Origin of the sequence: Amphibacillus xylanus NBRC 15112 (assembly GCF_000307165.1) — a bacterium.
Classification (GTDB): domain Bacteria; phylum Bacillota; class Bacilli; order Bacillales; family Amphibacillaceae; genus Amphibacillus; species Amphibacillus xylanus.
Map to the genome: position 1 here is coordinate 1,269,318 of NC_018704.1, position 24,450 is coordinate 1,293,767.

The 24,450-nt window shown below is 34.7% G+C and carries 24 protein-coding genes; 22 read left to right on the forward strand and 2 right to left on the reverse strand.

The features are described 5' to 3' along the window. The first annotated feature begins 119 nt into the window (after nt 1–119). From ltrA to AXY_RS06400, 15 genes are all read left to right on the forward strand, one after another. Nucleotides 120–1,403: a group II intron reverse transcriptase/maturase gene (ltrA, locus tag AXY_RS06330; protein WP_015009964.1), complete on the forward strand. Its 1,284-nt coding sequence runs from the start codon at nt 120–122 to the stop codon at nt 1,401–1,403. A 172-nt stretch (nt 1,404–1,575) separates the two neighbouring features. Beyond that, nucleotides 1,576–2,238 (forward strand): flagellar brake protein, encoded by a 663-nt coding sequence (locus AXY_RS06335; protein WP_015009965.1) that lies wholly within the window; start codon nt 1,576–1,578, stop codon nt 2,236–2,238. Nucleotides 2,239–2,279: 41 nt separating this feature from the next. After that, entirely contained in the window at nt 2,280–2,960 is a 681-nt protein-coding gene (cmk, locus tag AXY_RS06340) for a (d)CMP kinase (RefSeq protein ID WP_015009966.1), read from the forward strand. Further along, the gene (locus AXY_RS06345; protein WP_015009967.1) at nt 2,960–3,541 is read left to right on the forward strand and encodes a lysophospholipid acyltransferase family protein; all 582 of its coding nucleotides are present in this window, start codon (nt 2,960–2,962) and stop codon (nt 3,539–3,541) included. The genes cmk and AXY_RS06345 overlap by 1 nt, the downstream gene beginning before the upstream one ends. Nucleotides 3,542–3,634: 93 nt before the next feature. After that, nucleotides 3,635–4,771, forward strand: coding sequence for a 30S ribosomal protein S1 (gene rpsA / locus AXY_RS06350; protein WP_015009968.1), 1,137 nt, complete (start codon nt 3,635–3,637; stop codon nt 4,769–4,771). Between the two features lie 95 nt (nt 4,772–4,866). After that, the gene (locus AXY_RS06355) at nt 4,867–5,421 is read left to right on the forward strand and encodes a YphA family membrane protein (RefSeq protein ID WP_015009969.1); all 555 of its coding nucleotides are present in this window, start codon (nt 4,867–4,869) and stop codon (nt 5,419–5,421) included. 130 nt (nt 5,422–5,551) lie between these two features. After that, on the forward strand, nt 5,552–6,862 hold the full coding sequence (gene der, locus AXY_RS06360) for a ribosome biogenesis GTPase Der (protein WP_015009970.1): 1,311 nt from the start codon (nt 5,552–5,554) through the stop codon (nt 6,860–6,862). Between the two features lie 12 nt (nt 6,863–6,874). Further along, nucleotides 6,875–7,918, forward strand: a complete 1,044-nt coding sequence (locus AXY_RS06365; protein ID WP_015009971.1) for an NAD(P)H-dependent glycerol-3-phosphate dehydrogenase — start codon at nt 6,875–6,877, stop codon at nt 7,916–7,918. 64 nt (nt 7,919–7,982) lie between these two features. Then, nucleotides 7,983–8,243, forward strand: coding sequence for a stage VI sporulation protein F (locus AXY_RS06370; RefSeq protein WP_015009972.1), 261 nt, complete (start codon nt 7,983–7,985; stop codon nt 8,241–8,243). 352 nt (nt 8,244–8,595) lie between these two features. Further along, a complete protein-coding gene (gene spoIVA, locus AXY_RS06375; protein WP_015009973.1) occupies nt 8,596–10,074 on the forward strand; it encodes a stage IV sporulation protein A in 1,479 nt (492 codons plus the stop codon). A gap of 418 nt (nt 10,075–10,492) precedes the next feature. Further along, nucleotides 10,493–10,765, forward strand: coding sequence for an HU family DNA-binding protein (locus tag AXY_RS06380; RefSeq protein ID WP_015009974.1), 273 nt, complete (start codon nt 10,493–10,495; stop codon nt 10,763–10,765). A gap of 94 nt (nt 10,766–10,859) precedes the next feature. Continuing rightward, complete coding sequence (gene mtrB, locus AXY_RS06385; RefSeq protein ID WP_015009975.1) at nt 10,860–11,072, forward strand: trp RNA-binding attenuation protein MtrB; 213 nt, start codon at nt 10,860–10,862, stop codon at nt 11,070–11,072. Nucleotides 11,073–11,105: 33 nt separating this feature from the next. Then, nucleotides 11,106–11,786, forward strand: coding sequence for a heptaprenyl diphosphate synthase component 1 (locus AXY_RS06390; protein ID WP_015009976.1), 681 nt, complete (start codon nt 11,106–11,108; stop codon nt 11,784–11,786). A gap of 39 nt (nt 11,787–11,825) precedes the next feature. Then, nucleotides 11,826–12,797: a polyprenyl synthetase family protein gene (locus tag AXY_RS06395; RefSeq protein ID WP_015009977.1), complete on the forward strand. Its 972-nt coding sequence runs from the start codon at nt 11,826–11,828 to the stop codon at nt 12,795–12,797. An 80-nt stretch (nt 12,798–12,877) separates the two neighbouring features. Further along, a complete protein-coding gene (locus AXY_RS06400; RefSeq protein ID WP_015009978.1) occupies nt 12,878–13,651 on the forward strand; it encodes a CheR family methyltransferase in 774 nt (257 codons plus the stop codon). 312 nt (nt 13,652–13,963) lie between these two features. Here AXY_RS06400 and AXY_RS06405 read toward each other — a convergent pair whose 3' ends face one another. After that, nucleotides 13,964–15,184 carry an IS110 family RNA-guided transposase gene (locus AXY_RS06405; protein WP_015009979.1) on the reverse strand — a complete coding sequence of 407 codons (1,221 nt, stop codon included), beginning with the start codon at nt 15,182–15,184 and terminating at the stop codon, nt 13,964–13,966. 690 nt (nt 15,185–15,874) lie between these two features. Here AXY_RS06405 and aroC point away from each other — a divergent pair. The 6 genes from aroC to aroA are packed head-to-tail and all read left to right on the forward strand — an operon-like array spanning nt 15,875 to nt 22,001. After that, the gene (aroC, locus tag AXY_RS06410) at nt 15,875–17,041 is read left to right on the forward strand and encodes a chorismate synthase (RefSeq protein ID WP_015009980.1); all 1,167 of its coding nucleotides are present in this window, start codon (nt 15,875–15,877) and stop codon (nt 17,039–17,041) included. Then, nucleotides 17,042–18,121 (forward strand): 3-dehydroquinate synthase, encoded by a 1,080-nt coding sequence (aroB, locus tag AXY_RS06415; protein WP_015009981.1) that lies wholly within the window; start codon nt 17,042–17,044, stop codon nt 18,119–18,121. Further along, nucleotides 18,112–18,480 carry a chorismate mutase gene (aroH, locus tag AXY_RS06420; protein ID WP_015009982.1) on the forward strand — a complete coding sequence of 123 codons (369 nt, stop codon included), beginning with the start codon at nt 18,112–18,114 and terminating at the stop codon, nt 18,478–18,480. The genes aroB and aroH overlap by 10 nt, the downstream gene beginning before the upstream one ends. 11 nt (nt 18,481–18,491) lie before the next feature. After that, on the forward strand, nt 18,492–19,592 hold the full coding sequence (hisC, locus tag AXY_RS06425; RefSeq protein WP_015009983.1) for a histidinol-phosphate transaminase: 1,101 nt from the start codon (nt 18,492–18,494) through the stop codon (nt 19,590–19,592). Between the two features lie 2 nt (nt 19,593–19,594). Further along, nucleotides 19,595–20,695 carry a prephenate dehydrogenase gene (locus AXY_RS06430; RefSeq protein WP_015009984.1) on the forward strand — a complete coding sequence of 367 codons (1,101 nt, stop codon included), beginning with the start codon at nt 19,595–19,597 and terminating at the stop codon, nt 20,693–20,695. A 13-nt stretch (nt 20,696–20,708) separates the two neighbouring features. Continuing rightward, the gene (aroA, locus tag AXY_RS06435; protein ID WP_015009985.1) at nt 20,709–22,001 is read left to right on the forward strand and encodes a 3-phosphoshikimate 1-carboxyvinyltransferase; all 1,293 of its coding nucleotides are present in this window, start codon (nt 20,709–20,711) and stop codon (nt 21,999–22,001) included. A 270-nt stretch (nt 22,002–22,271) separates the two neighbouring features. Here aroA and AXY_RS06440 read toward each other — a convergent pair whose 3' ends face one another. After that, nucleotides 22,272–23,615, reverse strand: a complete 1,344-nt coding sequence (locus tag AXY_RS06440; RefSeq protein ID WP_015009875.1) for an ISLre2 family transposase — start codon at nt 23,613–23,615, stop codon at nt 22,272–22,274. Between the two features lie 399 nt (nt 23,616–24,014). Here AXY_RS06440 and AXY_RS12775 point away from each other — a divergent pair, with 399 nt between their 5' ends. Then, complete coding sequence (locus AXY_RS12775; protein WP_155835476.1) at nt 24,015–24,329, forward strand: hypothetical protein; 315 nt, start codon at nt 24,015–24,017, stop codon at nt 24,327–24,329. Nucleotides 24,330–24,450: the final 121 nt, after the last annotated feature.

Genomic DNA, 24,450 nt, shown 5'->3' on the forward strand with positions numbered 1-24,450 from the left:
AGCGAAGGGCTGAACAGTTTTATCGTTATAATCATCTCGATTGAAAGAGGACACAAGACCACTGGCATAAAGCGCAAAAGTGGATACCTACTTTACGAGAAAGAAAGGATATAACCAGCATGTATGAGAGAAAATTACTAAATCAAATACTAGACGAAGGAAATCTTAACTTAGCAATAAAACAGGTGAAGAGGAATAAAGGCTCCGCAGGTGTCGACGGAATGTCGGTCGAACAAATACAGGGTTATCTAGCGTTAAATAAAGATGACCTTTTAAAAAGTATTCGAAATAGAACCTACAAACCAGAACCTGTCCTGAGGGTGGAAATACCAAAGCCTAATGGCGGTGTGCGATTACTTGGCATACCCACAGTTAAAGATCGAGTGATCCAACAAGCAATAGCACAAATCCTAACTCCACTATTTGATAGACAATTCAGTGACTATAGCTATGGCTTTAGACCAAGACGATATGCGGAAATGGCAATTATCAAAGGACTAGAGTATATGAATGATGGTTATGAGTGGATTGTCGATATTGATCTTGAACGGTTCTTTGATACGGTGAACCATGACCGATTAATGAATCTTGTCGCACGAACAGTGGAGGACGGGGATGTCATCTCACTCATTCGAAAATTTCTTGTCAGTGGTGTACAGATTGATGAGGAATACAAGGAAACGATCATTGGCACCCCGCAAGGAGGAAACCTTTCACCTTTACTAAGTAATATCATGCTTCATGAACTTGATATGGAACTTGAGAATAGAGGACTTAGGTTTGTGAGATATGCAGATGACTGCATCATCTTTGCCAAAAGCCAAATGGCAGCGAATCGAATTATGCGTTCGATCACCCGTTTTATAGAAGAAAAGTTAGGTTTAATTGTAAATGCAGACAAATCAAAAGTAACGAATCCAAACAATACGGACTTTAAATTTCTCGGCTTTGGTTTCTACAAAGATTACTATGCAAAGCAATATAAAGCGAAACCGCATCATAAATCAGTAGAGCGTTTCAAATATAAACTGAAACAATTAACCAAGAGGAATTGGAGCATTGACACAAAGTATCGTGTCGGACGAATCAATCAAGTGATACGAGGTTGGGTTAACTACTTTAAAATTGGCTACATGAAAAAGCTTCTGATGAACATTGATGCCCATCTGCGTGTTCGATTGCGTGCATGTATATGGACAAAATGGAAGACGGCGAAAAACCGTCGAAAGAACCTCATAAAATTGGGGTTAAAGCGAAATAAAGCATATGAATATAGCCATTCAAGTAAAGGTGCGACGCGAGTCGCGTACTCGTGGATATTAGCGACTACGATTACTAATGAAAGACTTGCCCGCTTCGGACTAGTCTCAGGATTAGAACACTACAATCAAATACATGCTTAATATAAAACTGAACCGCCGTATACGGATCCGTACATACGGTGGTGTGAGGGGACGGATAATCAAATAATGATTATCCTCCTACTCGATTTTCTATTTATATCATCTTATCCTTGCCTAAAAGGGGTATTGTTGCAATAATATATATAGTGACAATATAGGAGTGGATAGGTTGATGATCAAGATAGGTACAATGATAACACTCGAAAAACAAGCAGATGATGAGGAATTACAACAATTTAGATGTCGAGTTGTCGAAAAGAAAGGATCAACTTTATATATTGATTATCCAATTAATACAAAAACAGGTCGAACTGATTTTTTCCCTAACGGCACATTTTTATTTGCATATTTTGTCGGTGAAGATCAATCGATTTATAAATTTTATACAGAGATCGTTGATCGAAAAAGAGAAAAGGTTCCGATGCTATTAATTAGATTTGATCAAAATAAATTAACCAAAATTCAGCGGAGAGAATATGTTAGGGTTAATGCAAATTTAGACGTTTCTATCTCTGATCCTGAACGAGAGTTGGATACTTTTACAACAATTACAAAAGATATAAGTGGAGGCGGTCTTGCCGTAATATTACCACCCGATGTAGAAGTTAGACCAGCAATGCCACTGGATCTAGTGATTGTTTTACGTATGAAGGATGATAAAATTGATTATGTCTTTACCCAGGCTGAGGCGATCCGCGTATTTAATCAATCAGAAGATTCGAAACAACTGTTATCAATGAAATTTATTAATATTTATGAACAAGATCGTCAGAAAATTATTCAATTTTGCTTCGAAACGCAATTAAAAGCTAGAAGAAAAGGATTAGACAATTAATTAGATGTTATGAATAGAAGTTTTAATAAGGAGATAAGATAATGACACATAAAGGAATAGCGATAGCAATTGATGGACCAGCAGCTGCAGGAAAGAGTACTGTTGCAAGAAAGATTGCTGATAAATTAAATTATATATACATAGATACTGGTGCCATGTATCGGGCATTAACATTAAAAGCGTTAAATAATGACATCGATCCAAACAATGAAGATGAACTATATCAATTACTATTAGATACAACTATAAAATTAACTCAAGCAGAACAGACTCAGCGAGTTTTATTGGATGATACCGATGTGACAGAAGCAATTAGAAATGAAGAAGTAACGAATAATGTCTCAACTGTTGCTAAACATCGATTAATTCGTGAAGAGATGGTAGAAAGACAAAGACAATTTGTACAAGAAAATAATATAGTGATGGATGGTCGTGATATTGGCACGCACGTTATTCCCGATGCTGATGTGAAAGTATTTCTAATCGCATCAGTAGAAGAAAGAGCACAAAGACGTTACATCGAAAATAAGCAAAAAGGATTCAATCCGGATTTAGAAAAATTAAAACAAGAAATCGCAGAACGAGACCGTTTTGATACTGAACGAGAGGTCTCACCATTGGTTAAGGCAGAGGATGCCGTAGAGCTAGATACAACATCATTAAGTATTGATGAAGTAGTGGAAGAAATTCTAAAAATAGTTGAACGTAAAGGGGGGATTTGATGACACTCTACCAAGTAGCAAAAAATCTGGTCTGGTATGCATTAAAGCCATTATATCGAATGGAAGTTATCGGGGTTGAAAATATCCCTAAAGATGGACCAGTAATCATTTGTTCAAATCATATTTCGAACTTCGACCCCCCAGTAGTTGGTGGATCAGCACCGAGAGTCGTTCATTTTTTAGCTAAAGAAGAATTATTTAAAGGTAAATTCGGTAAATTTTTATTCTCTAAATTAAATGCTGTTCCAATTAAGCGAGGTATGAAGGATCGACAAGCGTTAAGACAAGCACTTAACATATTAAAAGAGGGAAAAGTTCTTGGTCTATTCCCAGAGGGAACAAGAAGTAAGACTGGTGAATTAGGTGAAGGCTTATCAGGAATCGGTTTTTTCGCCCTTCGATCAGAAGCGACCGTTGTCCCATGTGTTATTGTTGGACCATATAAAGTTGGTCGCCGATTAAAAATAGTCTACGGTGAACCAGTAAAAATGGACAAATTACGCGAGGAAAAGGCTTCAGCTAAAGAAACGACAGAGCAAATAATGCAAGAAATCAGTAAATTGCAAAAAAAACATGCATAAATTCCGTCTAACACTTGACAAAATCACTTAAATGATAGAAGTTAGAAAAAGATAGTTATTTTTATTGTTGCAAATTGAAGGAGGCAGTTTCTAATGGATGAAATGAACAAAGAAGTATCTGAATTGAAAGATTTTTCTGTAGGACAAGAAGTCACAGGAAAAGTAGTTAAGGTTGAGGATAACCAAGTTCTAGTTGATATTGGTTGGAAAACAGATGGCATTGTGCCACTCAACGAGTTAACTCATCTTCATGTTGAAAGTGCTAGTGAAGTTGTTAATCTAGATGATGAGCTAACATTAAAAATAAATAAAATTACAGATGATGAAGTCATTTTATCAAAACAAGCAGTTGATACTGAAAAGGCTTGGGCTGATCTAGAAAATAAATTAGCATCTGGTGAAGTATTTGAGGCAACTGTTAAGGAAATTGTTAAAGGTGGACTAGTTGTTGATGTTGGGGTAAGAGGTTTTGTTCCAGCTTCATTAGTTGAAGTTCACTATGTAGAAGATTTCTCTACTTATTTAGATACTGAGTTAACTTTAAAAGTAGTAGAGCTTGATCGTTCAAAAAATCGTGTGATTCTTTCACACCGTGCGGTTGTAGAAGAAGAATCTGAAAAATTAAAAGAACAAAGACTTGCAAGTCTTGAAGAAGGACAAGTTGTTGAAGGTAAAGTTGCTAGAATTACGGATTTTGGTGCCTTCATTGATTTAGGTGGAATTGATGGGCTTGTTCATATTTCAGAGCTAGCACATGAACATGTTAATCATGCAAGTGATGTCATTAGTGAAGGCGAAACGGTAAAAGTCAAAGTACTATCTGTTGATGTAGAATCTGAGCGAATCTCATTATCAATTAAAGCAACATTACCTGGACCATGGGCTGGAATCGAAGATAAAATTAAGCCAGGTGATATCGTTAAAGGTACTGTAAAGCGATTAGTTAACTTTGGTGCTTTTGTGGAGATCTTCCCTCGAGTAGAAGGATTAGTTCATATTTCTCAAATTTCAACAGAGCATATCGGTACACCACATGAAGTATTAGAGGTAGATCAAGAAATCGAAGCAAAAGTACTTGATGTAAATGAAGACGAGAAACGAATTTCATTGAGTATTCGTGAGTTAGAAGCAGATAAAAACCAGCAAGAGCTAAAATCATATGAAAAAGATGAAGATCAAGGTTTCTCAATTAGTGATGTAATTGGGGATCAACTAGATAAATTTAAATAAGATTCAAAAGCATGTAGTGTAAACTTAGCTACATGCTTTTTGTTTAGCTTTTTTCAATTATAGCCATACTGATAAGTAAAATAGGGGGGATCAGTATGGTATATTATTGGATCAGTTGGATTGCCATTACCTACTTATTGCTAGTAGACCGCAAAAAGAACGACCTAACATACTTGTTTTTGTGGCTTGTATTGTTAAATATACTGTTTATAGAAATAGAAGTGGAATGTCTACAATTTAAACTAACTTTACCTTATCTCTATACGTTAATTATCTTTTGGCTACTCATATTAATTAAAAAAATGGCTTATTTTAATTATTTATTATTATTTTGTCTGATTATGATATATAACGGAATAAAGTATATATTAATTACGAATCCGATTTGGATCTTTTTTAATGAAACAATAATGATTAGTTGTGTTATTATCATAATTCTTTTGATACTTGTTCAAGACCCAATCGATCGAATTTATTTACTGATTACATCATGCTTGACTGGGGAATTATTGTACGCATATCAGGTAAAAGTGTTTGATTGGCAAGTAACAATCGGTGAGATTAATTTCTTTACTTCAATATATCTTGCCATCATTATTTGCTATCTTGTACAATGGTTATTTAGTCGCCGTATTTTAGCGCGTATATAAAATATTGTTTAAAGGAACAAATTTTGCTAAACTATATTAGTTAGATACCATTTACTCAGAAATTATCGATTATGTGAGTAAATCGTCAACAGAAAATAAATAAGTAAATTATAGAAAGGATGACCCTTTCATGAGAAAAGCTGTCGTAGCAATAGTTGGACGACCAAATGTCGGGAAATCAACTATTTTTAATCGACTTGTCGGTGAAAGAATTTCAATTGTAGATGATATACCAGGAGTAACAAGAGATCGAATTTATTCAAAAGTTGAATGGTTATCAAATGAGTTTCATTTGATTGATACGGGGGGAATCGAATTAGGCGATGAACCTTTACTTGTTCAAATGAGAGAACAGGCTGATATTGCCATAAATGAAGCAGATGTCATTATCTTTATGGTAAATGTAAGAGAAGGTATAACTGCTGCTGATGAAGAGGTTGCTAAGATTCTTTATAAATCTAATAAACCTGTTGTATTAGCAGTAAACAAGGTTGATAATCCAGAAATGCGTGAGGAAATTTATGAATTTTACAGTCTAGGATTCGGTGAACCTTATCCTATATCCGGATCGCATGGTCTTGGCCTAGGTGATTTACTCGATCGAGTCGTAGAATTATTTCCTAAACATATTGGGATTTCTGAGGAAGATGAAGCCTTACATTTTTGTGTGATTGGTCGACCGAATGTTGGTAAATCATCATTAGTAAACGCATTATTACAACAAGATCGTGTCATTGTAAGTAATATTGCTGGTACAACAAGAGACGCAGTTGACTCTCCTTTTGTATATGATGGTGATGATTATGTCATTATTGATACTGCTGGGATGAGAAAACGAGGGAAAATATACGAATCTACAGAAAAGTATAGTTTGTTGCGTGCGATGAAAGCGATCGATCGTTCTGATGTAGTGCTAATTGTGATCGATGCTGAAACTGGAATTTTAGAGCAAGACAAACGTATTGTCGGACATGCACATGAAGCAGGTAAAGCGATTGTTATTGTTGTGAATAAATGGGATACAGTTGATTCAGATCAGCAAGCAATGAAGAATTTTGAAGATGAAATTAGAGCACAGTTCGTATTTTTAGACTATGCACAGATTGTCTTCTTGTCTGCATTAACTAAAAAAAGAATTCATACGTTAATGCCTCAAGTACGATTAGCTAGTGAAAACTATACAAGAAGAATTGAAACAAGTGTACTTAACGATGTTATTATGGATGCAGTAGCTCTTAATCCAACTCCAACTGTTCGTGGTAGACGATTGAAAGTCCTTTACGCGACTCAGGTTGCAGTTAAGCCACCTACATTTGTGGTTTTTGTTAATGATCCAGAGCTTATGCATTTTTCATATAAACGCTTTTTAGAAAATCGAATTCGAGAAGCTTTCGGATTTGAAGGTACACCAATTAAAATTCTTGCTAGAAAACGTAGTTAAGGAGTTGTTCAAATGGAAAAGATAGCTGTTTTAGGTGCTGGTAGCTGGGGAACAGCACTGGCGATGGTATTAAATGATAATGGTCATGATGTTAGATTATGGACACATATTGAAGCACATGCAAATGAAATTAATCAAACGCATCGTAATCCAATGTATTTGAAAGATGTCGTCATTCCAGAAGAAATTAAAGCCTATTTCAAGTTAGAGGAAGCAATAGAGGACGTATCAGCAATCTTACTCGTTTTACCTACTGAGGTAATTAGACTTGTTTGTCAACAACTTAGAGAAGTATTAAAACATAAAGTTACTATTATTCATGGAACTAAGGGAATTGAACCTGAAACATTTAAGCGTGTCTCAGAGATGATCGAAGAAGAACTACCTAGAGAACTTTATGATGAAATTGTCATACTATCAGGACCAAGTCATGCTGAAGAAGTGAGTATTGGTCATCCAACAACAGTAACAGCTGCATCAAAATCCGAAAAAGCAGCAATACATGCCCAGAATTTATTTATGAATGAACGCTTCCGTGTATATTCTGGTACCGATGTAATTGGTGTTGAATTAGGTGGTGCATTAAAAAATATTATTGCCTTAGGTGCAGGTATTTCAGATGGTCTTGGTTATGGTGATAATGCGAAGGCCGCACTAGTAACGAGAGGTTTAGCTGAAATTGCTCGTCTTGGTACAGCGATGGGTGCTGATCCGTTAACATTTATTGGACTTACAGGTGTCGGTGATTTAATCGTTACATCAACAAGTAAACATAGCCGTAACTGGAATGCTGGAAATCTATTAGCACAAGGTTATTCATTAGATGAAGTACTAGCTAAAATGAATATGGTTGTTGAAGGTGTAAGAACTGCAAAAGCAGCCTATCATTTAGGAAAAGAAAAAAATATCGAAATGCCGATTACTGCTGGAATTTATAAAGTGTTATTTGAAAATGCGAACGCACGTGAAATTGTTGATGAACTGATGACAAGAACGAAAAGAAATGAAATTGATGAAATTCATAATATGCTAAAGCAGTATTATCAACAAAATTGATGATGAACGCCAAATCTCTTCCTTGCATATAGTATTGTAAAAGGTTTAGCAAGGAGGAAACTAGGTGAGTGAAAAGCAATCGAATCTTTTTAGTCAGATCAAAAAGAAAACAAATATTAATCCAACAGATATCTTTAAAGTAGCTAATTCCGTTCAGAATGCTGATTTTTCTGATGAGACAACTGTTAGGGATCTTGTTAAAAAACTAAGTCAAATGGCAAATAAACCAATTTCTAAAGAAAAAGAAGATAAATTGGTTAAAGTCATTACGCAAAATAAATTACCAAAGGATATGAATACACTAGGACAACAGTTTAAAAAGTGATTCGTAATGGGTGTTTGTATATACATTAATTAATTTCAAGCATAAACTATTATGCACAAGTACTCACTTTAAAGTTGCTTCTGGGTATTAATCCTGAGTCAAGCCGAGTTAGAATGCCCCTCTAACTCGGCTTTATTTGTGTTGGATAATCTTTTATGATCTAGTTAAATTGTCTCCCAAACTTACACACATGAAATAAAAACTAGTGCATATAAATTGAACAATAGGATTTTTTATTTTTCATAGAAATATTATTGAATCAACTGTCATATTCTATTGGGACAACATCATAGAATCATAGTGTCAGAAGAAGCGCACGTTGTTGTGTTGAAGGAGATCGGGAGGGGATTTTGTGGAAAATGTAGATCTAATTAAAGATATTTCTAAACGAACAAATGGTGATATCTATCTTGGTGTGGTCGGAGCAGTACGAACTGGTAAATCAACCTTCATTAAGAAATTCATGGAGAATATAGTTCTGCCAAACATGGAGGATGAAAATGATCGTGCTCGGGCTCAGGATGAATTACCACAGAGCTCAGCAGGTCGTACGATAATGACGACAGAACCAAAATTTGTACCAAACCAAGCTGTTCAATTAGAAGTGGATGATGGATTTTTTGTTAATGTTAGATTGGTGGATTGCGTAGGCTATACGATTGAAAGTGCACAAGGATTTGAAGATGAAAATGGTCCTAGAATGATTCATACTCCTTGGTATGAAGAGCCGATACCGTTCAATGAAGCGGCTGAAATTGGTACTCGTAAAGTTATTCAGGAACATTCTACGATTGGTGTAGTGGTAACCACTGACGGTACAATTGGTGATATTCCTCGTTCAGACTATCTGGATGCAGAAGCTAGAATTGTTGATGAATTAAAGGAAGTTGGCAAACCCTTTATTATGATTTTAAATTCTACAAAACCGTACAGTCAAGAGACAGAATTATTAAGACAGTCTTTAAATGAACAATATGATATTCCAGTAATCGCAATGAGTGCAGAAAACATGAACGAAGACGATGCTTATAATGCGCTTCGAGAGGCGCTATTTGAATTCCCTGTCTTAGAGGTAAATGTTAACTTACCAAGTTGGGTTATGGTTCTAGAGGAAGATCATTGGTTAAAAGTTAATTATCAAGAAGCGATTCAAGAAACAGTTAAAGACATTAGAAGATTGAGAGATGTCGATAGAATTATTGGTCATTTTGCTGAGTATGATTTTATTGAATCAGCTAAAATTCATGGTGTTGATATGGGTGAAGGAATTGCAGAAATTGATTTAGATGCACCGAATTATCTATATGATCAAGTCTTGAAAGAAATAGTCGGTGTCGAGATAACAGGTAAAGACCATCTCTTACAGCTTATGCAAGAATTTTCTAAAGCAAAACGAGAGTATGATCAAATCGCTGATGCGCTTGCAATGGTTAAGCAAACAGGTTATGGTGTAGCTTCACCGAGCATTGGTGATATGACATTAGAAGAACCAGAAATAATTCGTCAAGGCTCCCGTTATGGCGTTAGACTAAAAGCACTTGCTCCTTCAATTCATATGATTAAAGTAGAAGTAGAGTCTGAATTTTCACCTATCATTGGGACGGAGAAGCAAAGTGAAGAACTGGTACGTTACTTAATGCAAGATTTTGAAGATGATCCATTATCGATTTGGCAATCGGATATCTTTGGACGCTCGCTAAGTTCGATTGTGAGAGAAGGTATTCAAGGTAAATTAACTTTAATGCCTGAAAATGTTCGTCATAAGCTTAAAGATACGTTAGAAAAAATTATTAACGAAGGATCAGGCGGCATGATCGCGATTATACTATAACGACTTGATAATCAAGTCGTTTATTTTTTTTGCAATATTAATATTCTCAATTGATAAAGTGATACTCAAATACTAATAAATATATTTTGACAAAAGCCGATAAATAAACAGATTATTTTTATTCCAAATCTTGCTTTATTATATTGTCTATGTTACGATTTATCTGGTTAAAGCTTGTCATAGCAACCTATATCGTTCATCAAAACGTATTTTACTGATACTTTTATACTTTTTTTTAATAAATTTAATTAATCATGTATTTTTTGTTGAATTTCTGGTAAAAGTCGTATATTATAGGCTTTGTCATCATTTTATTTGATGATTAGAAGTATAGAATAATTAGTTTTGGTGAACAAATGGAATATAACCGTTTTAATTCTAATGCTTCAAGAATTTAAAAACGGAGGAGGTGAATGTCATGAACAAGACAGATTTAGTTAATGCTGTAGCTGAGAGAAGTGAGCTTTCTAAAAAAGATGCTGCAAAAGCTGTAGACGCAGTTTTAGAATCTATCATGGATTCACTTAAAAATGGTGAAAAAGTACAACTTATCGGTTTTGGTAACTTTGAAGTGCGTGATCGTGCTGCTCGTAAAGGCCGCAACCCACAAACTGGAGCTGAAATTGAAATTCCAGCAAGCAAAGTTCCTGCTTTCAAACCAGGTAAAGCCCTTAAAGATATCGTAAAATAATACCTACATAGGGCCGAAGAGGGTGCAAAGTCGCACCCTCTTTTCATTTATATAATTCTATCTGTAAAAATACGAATGGAATGGGTGATAACAAATGGATGCAGAATTCGTTATAATTAAGGCAGAGGAAAATGGTGTACAAGTTATTGGTTTAACTAGGGGAGAATCAACTAAGTTTCATCATGCCGAAAAGCTTGATGCAGGTGAACTATTAATTGTTCAATTCACTGAACATACTTCTGCAATAAAAATTAAAGGTAAAGCAACTGTTCAATCGCGTCATGGAGAAATTAATACTTTTAACTAATATTGATTGAACATACAGTGGAGGTCTAGTTAGATGATTAGTGACTTAATTACAGATAAGATAAATCAAGAATTCCAACCGTTTATTAATTCAGCAGTAAAAGACCTATTATTAAAAGATGATCCACGTTTATTAATTTACCGAGACCTTATTACACTTGCGGATTGGGATGAAGCAAAAAAGGTTGATATAATTGTTTCAATCCACTTATTACAACTGTCACTTGACCTTCACAGACAAGTTTTAAGTCAAACGTCTGAACGAAAAACTGAAATTATTTTAATTGGTGATTATTTAAGTGCCCAACATTATGATTTATTGGCCAGTCATTCAGAATATCAATTAATTAAGGCACTAGCATCAGTAACCAAATCAATTAATCAATTAAATATAAATGTTGATAAATTAATGCCACATAATTTCAATCAATTTATTAAGATTAATGCTCAAATTGATACATTGATTATTAATCAACTTTTAAAGTATTTTAATTTAGCTGAATTAAACTTATTTATTACTGAAGCCAGTTACTATTATTCACTGATATCATTTAGTCAAATAGAATCATCTGTTGATGAAATTAAGTTAATGATTCCTTTTAGGAGATCTTCATTAAATAATACAGAACGACAGATTCATGTCAGATATCAAGGCTTAGTACGCATGATTAAAAAACAGTTAAAACGCCACTTTCATTTGGCTTATCTAGCTTGAAAACTAGACTGTAAATACATATTTGTATAGGATGATTTGATGAATCTTTTATTGCAATATCGTGATTTGGAAAATGAAATAAAGCAGATCGATCAAATTCTATATGGTCGACTTTCTCAAGCAGATGAACCGATTCGATCAGCTGCAATTCAACTGCTCCAAGCTGGTGGAAAACGCTCTCGACCTTTACTTTGTTTAATATCTAGTTCCTTTGGAGAGCGTGATCGTACAAAAGCATATGATATGGCTAGTGCAATTGAGTTAATACATATGAGTAGCCTAATACACGATGATATGATTGACAATGCCCAATTGCGCAGAGGGAAAAAAACGATCCATCTCCAATATAATACTCTTATTGCGACTATGGTTGGTGATTATTTAGTGGCAGAGGCATTAGAAATAATGGCTTTAGTAGAGGATAAACAAGCTCATCAGCTTTTTTCAAATACTTTAAAACAACTGGCAATCGGTGAACTGATCCAATACCAGAATCGTTATCAATTAGAGCGTTCTTTAAAAACATATTTTAAGAAAAATCGTAACAAAACAGCAAAATTTATTGGATTGTCTTGTATATTAGGTGCCATCGCCACACAAGCAGATAAAAAGCTTCAAAAACATTTATATTTGATCGGCTATTATTTAGGGATGTCATATCAAATTGTAGATGATATTTTAGACTTTTCTTCAAATAGTGATGAGATGGGAAAATTAATTGGACAAGACTTACGTGAGGGCTATTTAACCTTACCAACATTACTTGCAATGAATGATGATCAAATATATAAAAAAGTGCATAACCTTTTTAAACAATCCAATCAAGGGAATGTGCTTGATTTTGAAGATCTAATTGCCGATATAAAGAATAGTGACGCAATTAGCAAAGCTTATCAATATAGCCAATGGTATTTAGAAAAAGCTCGACAGAAAATAAATCAATTACCCGATCAAGCAGAAAAATATATCTTCTTGCAACTAATCGGTTATTTAAGCAAACGGAAGTACTAACAATGTAACTGTTTAATTACTGATTGCTTTACTTGTGATGATAATATAGAACAGTAATGAACAAGTGAGGAGAAATGATTATGCCAGATTATCAAGCATTTACGCAATTGATCAAAGATAAGACAAATATTGATTTAAATTTATACAAAGAAGTACAAATGAAAAGGCGTTTAACATCACTCAGAGATAAACGAGGCTTCAACACGTTTAAAAGTTACTTTGCTGCATTAGATAAAGATCAAGCTTTAATGGAAGAATTTTTAGATAAAATGACGATTAACGTATCAGAATTTTTCCGTAACTCTAAACGCTGGGAAGTACTAGAGAAAAAAATCCTTCCTGATATGTTAAAGAAAAAATCGAAATTAAAAATTTGGAGTGCTGCTTGTTCTACTGGTGATGAACCTTATACGATTGCGATGATTTTAAAACAATATATTGATTTAAATAATGTTAGTATTCTAGCAACGGATATTGATGAAAAAATCCTCGAACGTGCAAAGCAAGGGATATATACTGAACGAGCACTGAAAGAAGTACCGCAAGATTTTAAAGATAAGTTTTTTGTACATAAGGATTCTTTATATGTAATTGATGATTCATTAAAAAAACCTATTACGTTCAAACAGCATAACTTACTTTCTGATCCTTACCCTAACGGATTTGATCTGATAGTTTGTCGAAATGTTATGATTTATTTTACTGATGAGGCTAAAAATCAGATTTACCACAAATTTAGTGATGCTTTAGTTGATAACGGGGTGTTCTTCGTTGGAAGTACAGAGCAAATCTTCTCCCCTGAAAAGTATAATTTTAAATTACTAGATACATTTTTCTATACAAAACAAGGTTAAAAGATTAAAGAAACGAAAATCAACTGTAAAGTCGATGACCGTTTCTTTTTGTTTCAATGTCAAATAGTGTTGGTAGGTTTTATAATTAGTCGAGAATAAATATGTTTTAGTTTTAATAAAGATACAACTTGTTCACCGCAGGTGAAATACACTCGCTTTCTTACGTTTAGTCAAGTGTTTAAATCCCTTTTTTTAATTAATTCCCGGAGGGGTACCCCTCCGGGAATTAATTAAAATTTTGCACTTCGAATAGACCTTGTGTTTTTTGTCTTTTTTCAAGGTCTATTGTGTTATAATTAAATCATAGTATGATTATTGTTGGCTTGAAGCTTTCTCATAATCATACAATAGGTCGTTTTGAATAAGATGAAATGTGACTTTCAAGAATTTATTCATACAAGCGACTACTGCAACCTTATGATGCTTATTATAGGGTTGTTTTTTTAATTTATAATAATAATCAACTAAATGATTTATTTGTTTTCCTTTAGCAGAAAGCATTGAGACAATCATAAAATACAAAATACCACGCAGTCTACTATTACCTCGTTTATTTATACGATCTTTATACTCCATATTTCCAGACTGATATCTTACGATATCTATACCGGCGTATGCATTTAGTTGTTTATTATTTTTAAAACGTGTTAAATCCCCTAGTTCAGCTATGATTCTACAGGCTAATTTATCTTTTATTCCGGGAAATGACCGAAGGATCCTGTATTCTTTACGGTCTTTTGACATTTCTGTCATTCTTTGAATGATTTCATCTTGCTCTTCCTCCATCTCTAATATTTTCTTGGCATAATCCCTTACTAACTCACAAGAATAGTCTGTTTCATCAACTGCTGGAAATGAATCCTTTGCGATTTCAATCAATAAAATTGCTCTTTCCTCTAACTTTTTTAATGAATAGTTTTTCTTAGTGCATTTTTTAATACGATTTTTAATAACTGTTTTAGATCGTTTTAATATCAAGTTTGGGTGAGGGAATACTTGTACAAGATTATAATAAAGTTTTGATTTGTTAATAAAAGCCGTATCAAAGTCTGGGAAAGATAATTGTAATGATGCATGTAGTCGATTTTTGTACTGAATCTTCTCTTTCATAATCTCATCATAGCGACGTGACATTGTACGCATCTGTTCGTAATAAGAATCTTCGCGATAAGTTTGGAAATAATCGTTTTTAAAATGATTCTTAGCCAGTTGATGCGCATCACTTATATCTGTTTTGTTTCTTCTTAGAGATTGGGTGTTAAGGTGTGCTAATAAAGGATTTAAAGAATAATAAACGAGATTATTCTCTCGTAAGAATCGTTCTAAAGCAGCCGAATATACTCCAGTCGCTTCAAAAACAAATTCTAAGGTATAATTATTCTTTTCACTTAGATCTTTAATGATTTTACTTAAATTAGAGAATCCCGTTTTTGAATGAATTAACCTCCCTTCAAATTCACAGTTACCTTGCTCGTTGTAAGCGGCCATGGTACTACTCTTTCGACTAACGTCGAAAGCAATAACGCATCTCATTTTCTTCTCCTCCTTAATATTTTTGTAGAAGTCTCCACTTTACCTTATCGATTCCACTTTCTTATACACGGTCTCTGGGGACCCAACATACTAAGCTGATTCAAATAAGGGAGTGAAGTTAGCCAGTTTCCGATCGTCGAACTCAAGGTCCTTAGCGTGATTCGGCTTTACTTCACTTCTACTATAAAAAAATAGTAGCACAAAACCTGGCCTAGGTCTTGTACTACTAATCTTAGTATGTTTCCGCGGGCACGGCTTTTAGCTAACTAAGGCAAGCAAAGAGCGCTTGCCTTAGTGGATCTTCAGCTCGTGCTGAGACTGCGATTACTCGTCCCACCGAAAAGATTTATTCCCGCAGGAGTCTCGTGTATTTCACCTGCTGTTTTTCACTTCTAAATTAAATGGCTGCTTCATATCGTGTTTCTATTTGTATTTTTTTACTCGAATTTGTTTCTATTGCTTTAAACTTGAAGTGAATCATAATTCGTTTCTTAAAATAAAAAAATAACGTTAGTAAGTTTTCAAACTCACCAACGTTATATATTGTACAACCTTCTTTTTTTGCTTTAATTAAGGTGTAAGATCTATTGAAAAGTTTGAAAAAAAAGAATTATCTATCTATTTATAAAGACAGAATCAATCTGTTATGGTATATTAATTAAAATATAGACTACATAAGGAGGAAATTTTATGCGCTATTTAACTGCTGGAGAGTCGCATGGTAAACAATTAACGACAATTGTTGAGGGTGTCCCTGCATTGATGCCATTGACTAGCGATGAAATAAATGAATCTCTTCTTAGAAGACAAAAAGGACACGGCCGTGGTAAACGGATGCAGATTGAGAAAGATTTAGTGGATATTGCGGGTGGTGTGCGTCATGGTTATACATTAGGTTCACCGCTTGCATTAATCGTTAAAAACGATGATTTTAAGCATTGGACGGATATTATGGGTGAAGACCCAATTGATGAAGATAAAAAATTACGCAGAGTTGTGACAAGACCAAGACCTGGACACGCTGATTTAAATGGTGCAATAAAATATGGTCATCGAGATATGCGAAATATTCTTGAGCGGTCATCTGCCCGAGAGACTGCTGCACGTGTAGCAGCAGGAGCAGTCGCAAAAGCATTGCTTAAAAATCTAGGTATTAATATTGTCGGTTATGTAAATGAAATTGCAGGAATTAAGGCTAAAGACTATCCGGAGTTAACGATAGAAGATAAAATGAAGATTTCTGAAGAATCACCTGTTCGCTCGTTGGACCCAGAAGCTAGCCAAAAAATGATGGATGCAATTGATAAGGCTAAAAAAGATGGAGATTCAATCGGTGGTATCTGTGAGGTTTATGTTGAAGGGATGCCTGCAGGAATTGGATCATATGTTCATTATGATCGAAAGCTAGATGCTAGAATTGCTTTTGCAGTCCAAAGCATTAACGCATTTAAAGGTGTTGAATTTGGAATTGGATTTGAGGCAGCTAGACGTCATGGTAGCGAGGTCCATGATGAAATTATTTGGTCAGAGGAAACAGGGTTTAGACGCCGTACAAACAATTTAGGTGGTTTTGAAGGTGGTATGACTACTGGTATGCCAATTGTTGTTAAAGGTGTTATGAAACCTATTCCAACATTATATAAACCATTACAGAGTGTTGATATTGAAACAAAAGAAACATTTAACGCAAGTATCGAACGTTCTGACTCGTGTGCAGTACCAGCTGCAGCAGTTGTAATGGAACATGTCGTTGCATTTGAACTAGCTAAAGCGATTTTAGAACAGTTCCCGAACGATCAGTTTCCAAAACTGAAAAAGGCAATTGATCAGTATCGTGAAGAAGTCAGGTGTTTTTAAGTGAAGAAGATAACGATTCAAACGAGTACAAATCAATATGATGTTACGATCGGGGAAGGTTTACGACATCAAGTACTTGAGTATTTGCCCAAACAATACAGTCGAATATTTATTATTACAGACAGTAATGTTGCACCACTTTACTTACATGATGTGATTAATTCTATTAATGGTGCTTCTCCAGTGGATTACGCTGTTGTCCCTGCTGGTGAAGCATCCAAAAGTATTCAAATATATTATGATTTAATGTCTGATGCTATTAAAGCAGGGCTTGATCGTGATAGTTTAATTATCGCACTTGGTGGTGGTATGGTTGGTGATTTAGCCGGATTTGTAGCAGCAACGTTCATGAGAGGAATTGATTTTATTCAAATGCCTACAACTATTTTGGCCCATGATAGTAGCGTTGGTGGTAAAGTAGCGATTAATCATGATGAAGGCAAGAATTTAATCGGGTGCTTTTATCCACCAGTGGCAGTAATCTATGATGTGGAAACGTTGCATACTCTACCATTTAAGGAAATCCGTTCAGGCTATGCTGAAATAGTAAAACACAGCTTCATCCATGAATCATCATTTTGGTCGACAATTAGTCAAGTTAATTTAATCGAAGCAATAAATGATACTGAATTAGTGAACCATTTATTAAAGGGTATTGAAGTAAAAGCTCAGATTGTTGAACAAGATGAATACGAGTCAAATATAAGACAGTTTTTAAATTTTGGTCATACGTTAGGTCACGCTTTAGAATCAGAAATTGGATATGGCGAGATAACACATGGTGAGGCAGTTGCAATTGGGATGCTATTTGCTTTTCAAGTAAGTGAGAAGTTATACGAGATAAAATTACCATACGAGCAACTGATTAATTGGTTGAAGTCAAATCAATATCCATTAAAAATACAAGAAATTGCTACCGACAAACTCGTTACACGAATGAAGCGAGATAAAAAATCTAAAAGCCAAAAAATAACGATGGTTCTTTTAAGGGAAGTAGGTAAACCCTTAATAGAACAATTAGATGATCAGACTATTCATCTATGGTTAGGTGAATTTTTACAGGAGTTGAAATGTCATTGATTAGAGGAATTAGAGGAGCTACTACAGTAACAGAAAATAATGAACTAGAAATAATTGAAAATACGAGACAACTAGTCTTAGAAATGATTGAAAAGAATAATGTACAGGCGGAGGATGTGAGTTCTGTCTTAGTAACCGTAACGGATGATTTAACGGCTACATTCCCTGCTAAACCAATAAGACAGTTACCAGGATGGACATACGTTCCTGTTATGTGTATGCAAGAAATTAAAGTACCGCATGGTTTACCACGCTGTATTCGTATTATGATGACGATTAATACGTCGATTGCTCAAGAAGATATTCATCATATCTATCACAACGACGCGCGTAAGTTAAGACCAGATTTACTTAAGTAGGGGGATTAATTATGAAGGCGAAAAAAGTATTTCAATCAATGGCACCATATAAACCAGGTAAACAAGTAGATGAAGTTAAGCGTGAATTTGGGCTTGAACGAATTGTTAAATTAGCATCAAACGAAAACCCGTTTGGCTATTCAAAAAAGGTTGATGAGATCGTTCGTGATACAGCTAACCATTTTGAAATCTATCCTGATGGCTACGCAACAGAATTACGACAGCTATTAAGTGAGAGCTTAAAAGTAGATCCAGATCAATTAATCTTTGGTTGTGGTGCGGATGAAGTGATTGATATTATCTGTCGAACTTATTTAGAAGAAGGTACGAACACTATTGTAGCAACACCTACTTTCCCACAATATAAGCATAATGCGCTAATTCAAGGTGCAACGGTTAAGGAAATCCCATTAATCGATGGTTATCATGATTTAGATGCAATGCTCAAGGCTATAGATTCAGAAACAAGGATCATTTGGTTATGTTCGCCTAATAATCCGACAGGCAGTTTAATTGATCAACAGACACTAGAAAAATTCCTCCAAGATTGTCCCAAAGATGTCCTAGTCGTCGTTGATGAAGCATATATGGATTTTGTCGTAGAGGATAAAAAGGTCAATTCACTTGATATGTTAGATAACCACGCTAATCTAATTATTGTTAGAACATTTTCAAAAGTTTATGGGTTAGCAGGTTTGCGGATCGGTTACGGTATTGCACATCTAGAAGTAAGTGAAAAACTGAATATCGCTAGAGGGCCATTCAACACGACACGATTAGCACAACAAGCAGCTATCGTAGCCTATCAAGATCAAGATTTTATTCAAACAACAGTTAATGAGACGATTAAGAATAGAAATGCTTTTCAAAAAGCACTGGATAACATGAATTTATCATACTATGATTCTGAAGCGAATTTTGTTTTTGTTAAATTGCCTGTATCTGGTGATAGTTTATTTGACTATTTAATTACGCAAGGCTTTATTGTTAGATCAGGTGAAGCATTAGGTCATCCAAATGGCGTTAGAATTACGATTGGGAACGCTGATGATATGAAGCTATTAGCAGAAAAGATCGCAGATTTCTTAGATCAACAAGCAGGTGATCAATAAAAATGACAAAGCGAATTTTAATCGCCGGATTAGGCTTAATAGGTGGATCAATTGCGCTAAACTTAAAAGAATATACTGATCATTATTTGATTGGCTATGATATTAATCAAAAGACATTAAGCTATGCGATTGATAAACAGATTGTTGATCAAGTATCCACTGATTTTGAAGCGATAGTCACTACAGTTGATGTTTGCATATTAGCTGCTCCTGTTTCAAAGACGATTAAATTAATTGAACAAATCAAACAATTGAAGTTTGAAAAAACCATTTTAATTACCGATGTCTCTTCTGTAAAGACAAATGTGATGAAGATTGCCGAATCAATTGATCAGGCTCAAGTTACATTTATCGGTGGTCATCCGATGGCAGGATCACATAAACAAGGTATCGAAGCAGCAAAATCACATTTATTCGAAAATGCAATTTATATTTTAACACCAACAAAAACTGCAGCCGAAGAAGCCATTTCAGAATTAAAGTCATTATTATCAACTACAAAGGCTACGTTTATAACCCTAGATGCAGAAGAACATGATGAAATGACGAGTGTGATCTCACACTTCCCACATTTAATCGCATCTTCATTAGTGCAACAAGCAAAAACGTGGCAACAAAAGCATGATAAGATTCCCCGCTTAGCAGCTGGAGGATTTCGTGATATTACCCGAATTGCTTCAAGCGATCCAAGTATGTGGCAAGATATCTTTTTTCAAAATAAAAATGTCTTAGCTCGTTTACTGGATGACTGGATTAATGAGATGAAGAATTTAAAAAACTTATTAGACACGAATGATAAAGTATCTATTTATCATTATTTAGAAGAAGCACGTGAGTATAGAGATGGTCTAGACAAAACTAAAAGAGGTGCAATTCCATCATTTTACGATTTATTTGTAGATATATTTGACCAACCAGGTGCGATTTTAAAAGTAATTGGACTATTAGCCGAACAAGAAATTAGTATCAAGAATATTGAGATATTAGAAATAAGAGAAGGCATTACTGGAGTGCTTCGTATTAGTTTCGTATCGAAAGAAGATCAACTAGCAAGTCATCGCTTACTGATTCAAAATGGATATGAAACAATGATTGAGGATTAGGGGGAAAGACAACATGAAAAAAGTTACATTAAAGCCTGTCAATGTGCCCTTAACTGGCAATTTATCGGTTCCTGGTGATAAGTCAATCTCACATAGAGCGATCATTTTCGGTTCATTAGCTCGTGGAAAGACTAAGATTTCAAACTTTTTAAATGGAGAAGATTGTTTAATGACAATTAAAGCATTTCAATCCATGGGTGTGAAAATCGATCACAAGGATGATAATGTAGTTATTGATAGTGAAGGTGTTACTGGCTTTAAGGAACCTTTAGAACCTATTTATTTTGGTAATTCAGGTACGACTGCAAGGTTAATGCTCGGCTTATTAGCTGGATTACCATTTCATACAACTGTATATGGTGATCCGTCATTAACTAAACGACCAATGGATCGGATTCGTGATCCATTAATCGAAATGGGAGCAAAAATTGATGGGCGTAATAATGGTAGCCTATTACCGATTGCTGTTAGAGGACAATCTTTAACAGGGATCACATTTAAGCCTCCGGTAAAAAGTGCTCAAGTAAAATCTGGTGTATTATTAGCGGGGTTGCTTGCTGAAGGTGAGACAACTGTTATCGAAACAACTAAAACACGAGATCATACTGAAACAATGCTCTCTGCATTTGGTGGAGAGATCACTGTTAATGGTAATACAGTCACGGTTAAAGGTAATCAATCTTTAACAGGCACTGAAATTGAAATACCAGGAGATATATCATCAGCTGCATTCTTTATTGTTGGCGCACTACTTGTGCCAGGGAGTCAGATAACAATTAAGAATGTTGGATTAAATCCAACAAGAACAGGGTTGTTAGATGTCTTAAATCAGATGGGTGCTAATCTTAAGATTGTCGAAACGAGACGAATTGGTGGAGAACCAATCGGTGACATTACTGTTCAATATCGTGAATTAAATGCAATTGAAATTGATGGGGATGTTATTCCACGAATGATTGATGAATTTCCAATTCTAGCCTTATTAGCAACTCAAATAGAAGGGAAAACAATTATCCGAGATGCAGAAGAGTTAAGGCATAAAGAAACAGATCGAATTTCAAGTGTTGTCAATATATTAAATACACTTGGTGCTAAAGTAAAGGGAACTGATGATGGGATGATCATTGAAGGAAAATCTCCGTTAATTGGTGGAGAAGTAAACTCTGATGGCGACCATCGTCTTGGTATGATGATTGCAATCGCATCACTCATCTGTCAAGAAGACGTTACTTTAGTCGATCCAGATGTGATTAACATTTCATATCCTAACTTTTTTGATGATTTAAAGAAGTTACAAATGATCTAGAATGAGAACTGTTAAAATAGCTACAAATGACCACTGGGTAATTGTAGCTATTTTTTTATTAATTAACTTGACCTTATTTAGGGGGTAATAGATACTTAAATTAGTATAATGTTTAATTAACAGTTTTATCATAATAAATGTTTAGGAGCCAAAGTCAAATTGGAAACAATCTTCGTTTGAGTCAAGTATTTGTAGGCAATTTTTTCTACGTTAATAATGAAAGCGGATTCATCATTTTAAGGTGACCCCTTGATAAAGTTTTTGCCTTTTTTAAAAACCAGATAACTCCTTTAACACGTTGTATATCGGAATATTTGCCTTTCCTTTTAGGTACATAAGATTGTCTCTGGTAACCTGACCAATGGTTCTTTTAACCTTTTCTTTATAATGTCTTGGTGGTTTCTTTTCCAGCTCGATTTCTGTCCATTTATCTATTCGCCCGAATAAAGTCTTTAGGGACAAATTATCCAAGAAGGCCACTAATGCAGTGCCCATGGCACTTACACCTTTATCCGACCAACTACGGCCATTTTTTAGTCTTTTGGCAAACACACTCATGGTTCCCTCTGCGCTTCCCATTGGACGCATACCAGTTGTATCAATTCCCTGTTCTTTTAACCATATTCTATAATCTCCCAATGCTTCTGGATATTTTTCTAATTGGCGGATAAACGACACAAGTCGTTCCTCCTTCTCCTCATCCTCAAGCGTTCCTACGGCACTGTTAAGCTCTGTTAAGAACGTTTTGTATTTGTATGCCGCAAGGGCTTTACGAATGGACCGATAACGAGGATGCTTACTGAATATACTCTTAACCTCTCGTGCCACATGAAAGCGATCAAGAGAAAAGAATACACGACCTTTAAAATACTCACGACAGGATGTAATCCAGTTGGCACCATCTCCATTTATAACCAGCTTGTGAAAAGTCGGGTCATATTCGAAGTTTTCAATTAGAAAGTCCTCAAAAGCCTCCCAAAAGGGTTGCTTTCCTTTGTGAATAAAATGACGTTTGTTCTTAAGGCTAACCCGTTTTCCATTGACTTCCCATCCTTGATGGACAGCTGCTATTTTCTCTTCTTTTCCCTTTTTCCATTTACCTTGGCGTTTTACAAATAAACCATCTACTTCTACAAATAAGACGGGTTGGAGTATAGGTTCACGCTTTTTAGGTTTACACGTAACCTCTAATAGGTGTTGACGAATTGCCTCATGACTGATAACCCGGTAACCTAATAGAGTTTGTAATGTATTAGCTGCATTTCGATAGGAGCGACCCTTAACAGCTAGCTCAATGGCAGCTTCCTCAATCAATGGACTAAAAGAACCGGCCTCCTCAAACTCTAGATAACGATCAAGAAGATAGACATATTCCCCAGTTGATCGGTCAAGGTAATAATTGCGATATAATTCAATCTCACCAAAGAGACTAGCTATATTAAACTTTCTTTTATCAATAAGACGATAGCGCTTTTTATCACGTTCATCGGCAATCTGTTGGTCCATATCCTCCAAGACCTGTTTCATAACGAAACCAAAGGTTTCTTGTAATTGTCTCCAAACCAATTGCTCAATTTGTTTTAAATTTGGGTATTTTATGATATTCTTTTCCATGAGGGATTCTCCTTTCGGTAATGGTGTTTTAGTCGACTATCATTTTACCAAGGAGTGTCCCTTTTTTCATGACTTTTGCTTTGTTTCCTACCGCGCTATCGCTTGCTGGCCCCTTCACTTAGTGAAGGGGTTAATATATTTTTGCGCCCACAATAATTTTACTCATACACAATCTTCTTCGGATTACTATTTATATTTTTTAGAATAAATATTAGCTTCATCGATCTCGGGATTATTTATTATCTTAGTAATGCATTAGGTTATTGCTTAATTTTAGTTGGAATCAGTAGACTTGAAATAACTTATCAAAAACTTTCAAAACTTAAACCGTTAATTATCGTAATGATTTTTCATAGTGTTATATTTTTTATTTTAAACCTAACCAATTATTCCCCGTTGATGATGCCGCTATCATCAACAATCGATACATTTATAGCGATATCAGGACTTGTGATTGTTATTGTCGGAATGATTATCGTATATTACATCATTCATTTCTTAATTGAAACGTTAAAAGATGAATCAAGTCTATTCTTAAAGTTAAGGACGCTAGAACAATTAAACAATGTGATGACGTTCGTGTTTATAATTTCAGGCATTCTCTTTTTCTTTACTTATTTCCCTATGTTAGCGGGTATTTCTATCATAGTTATGCTAGCTCTAAATGGTTACTTTCTATATTATTTTTATAGCAACTTCGTTATAGATAAGTGAATCAGATTAGCTATAGAATCTTTAATATGACAAAAGTGATAATTTAATAGTATACTTAATTAATTACTAAAGAAATTTGCAAATTATTTTAATGTAAATTACATTAATTTATAACGGATAT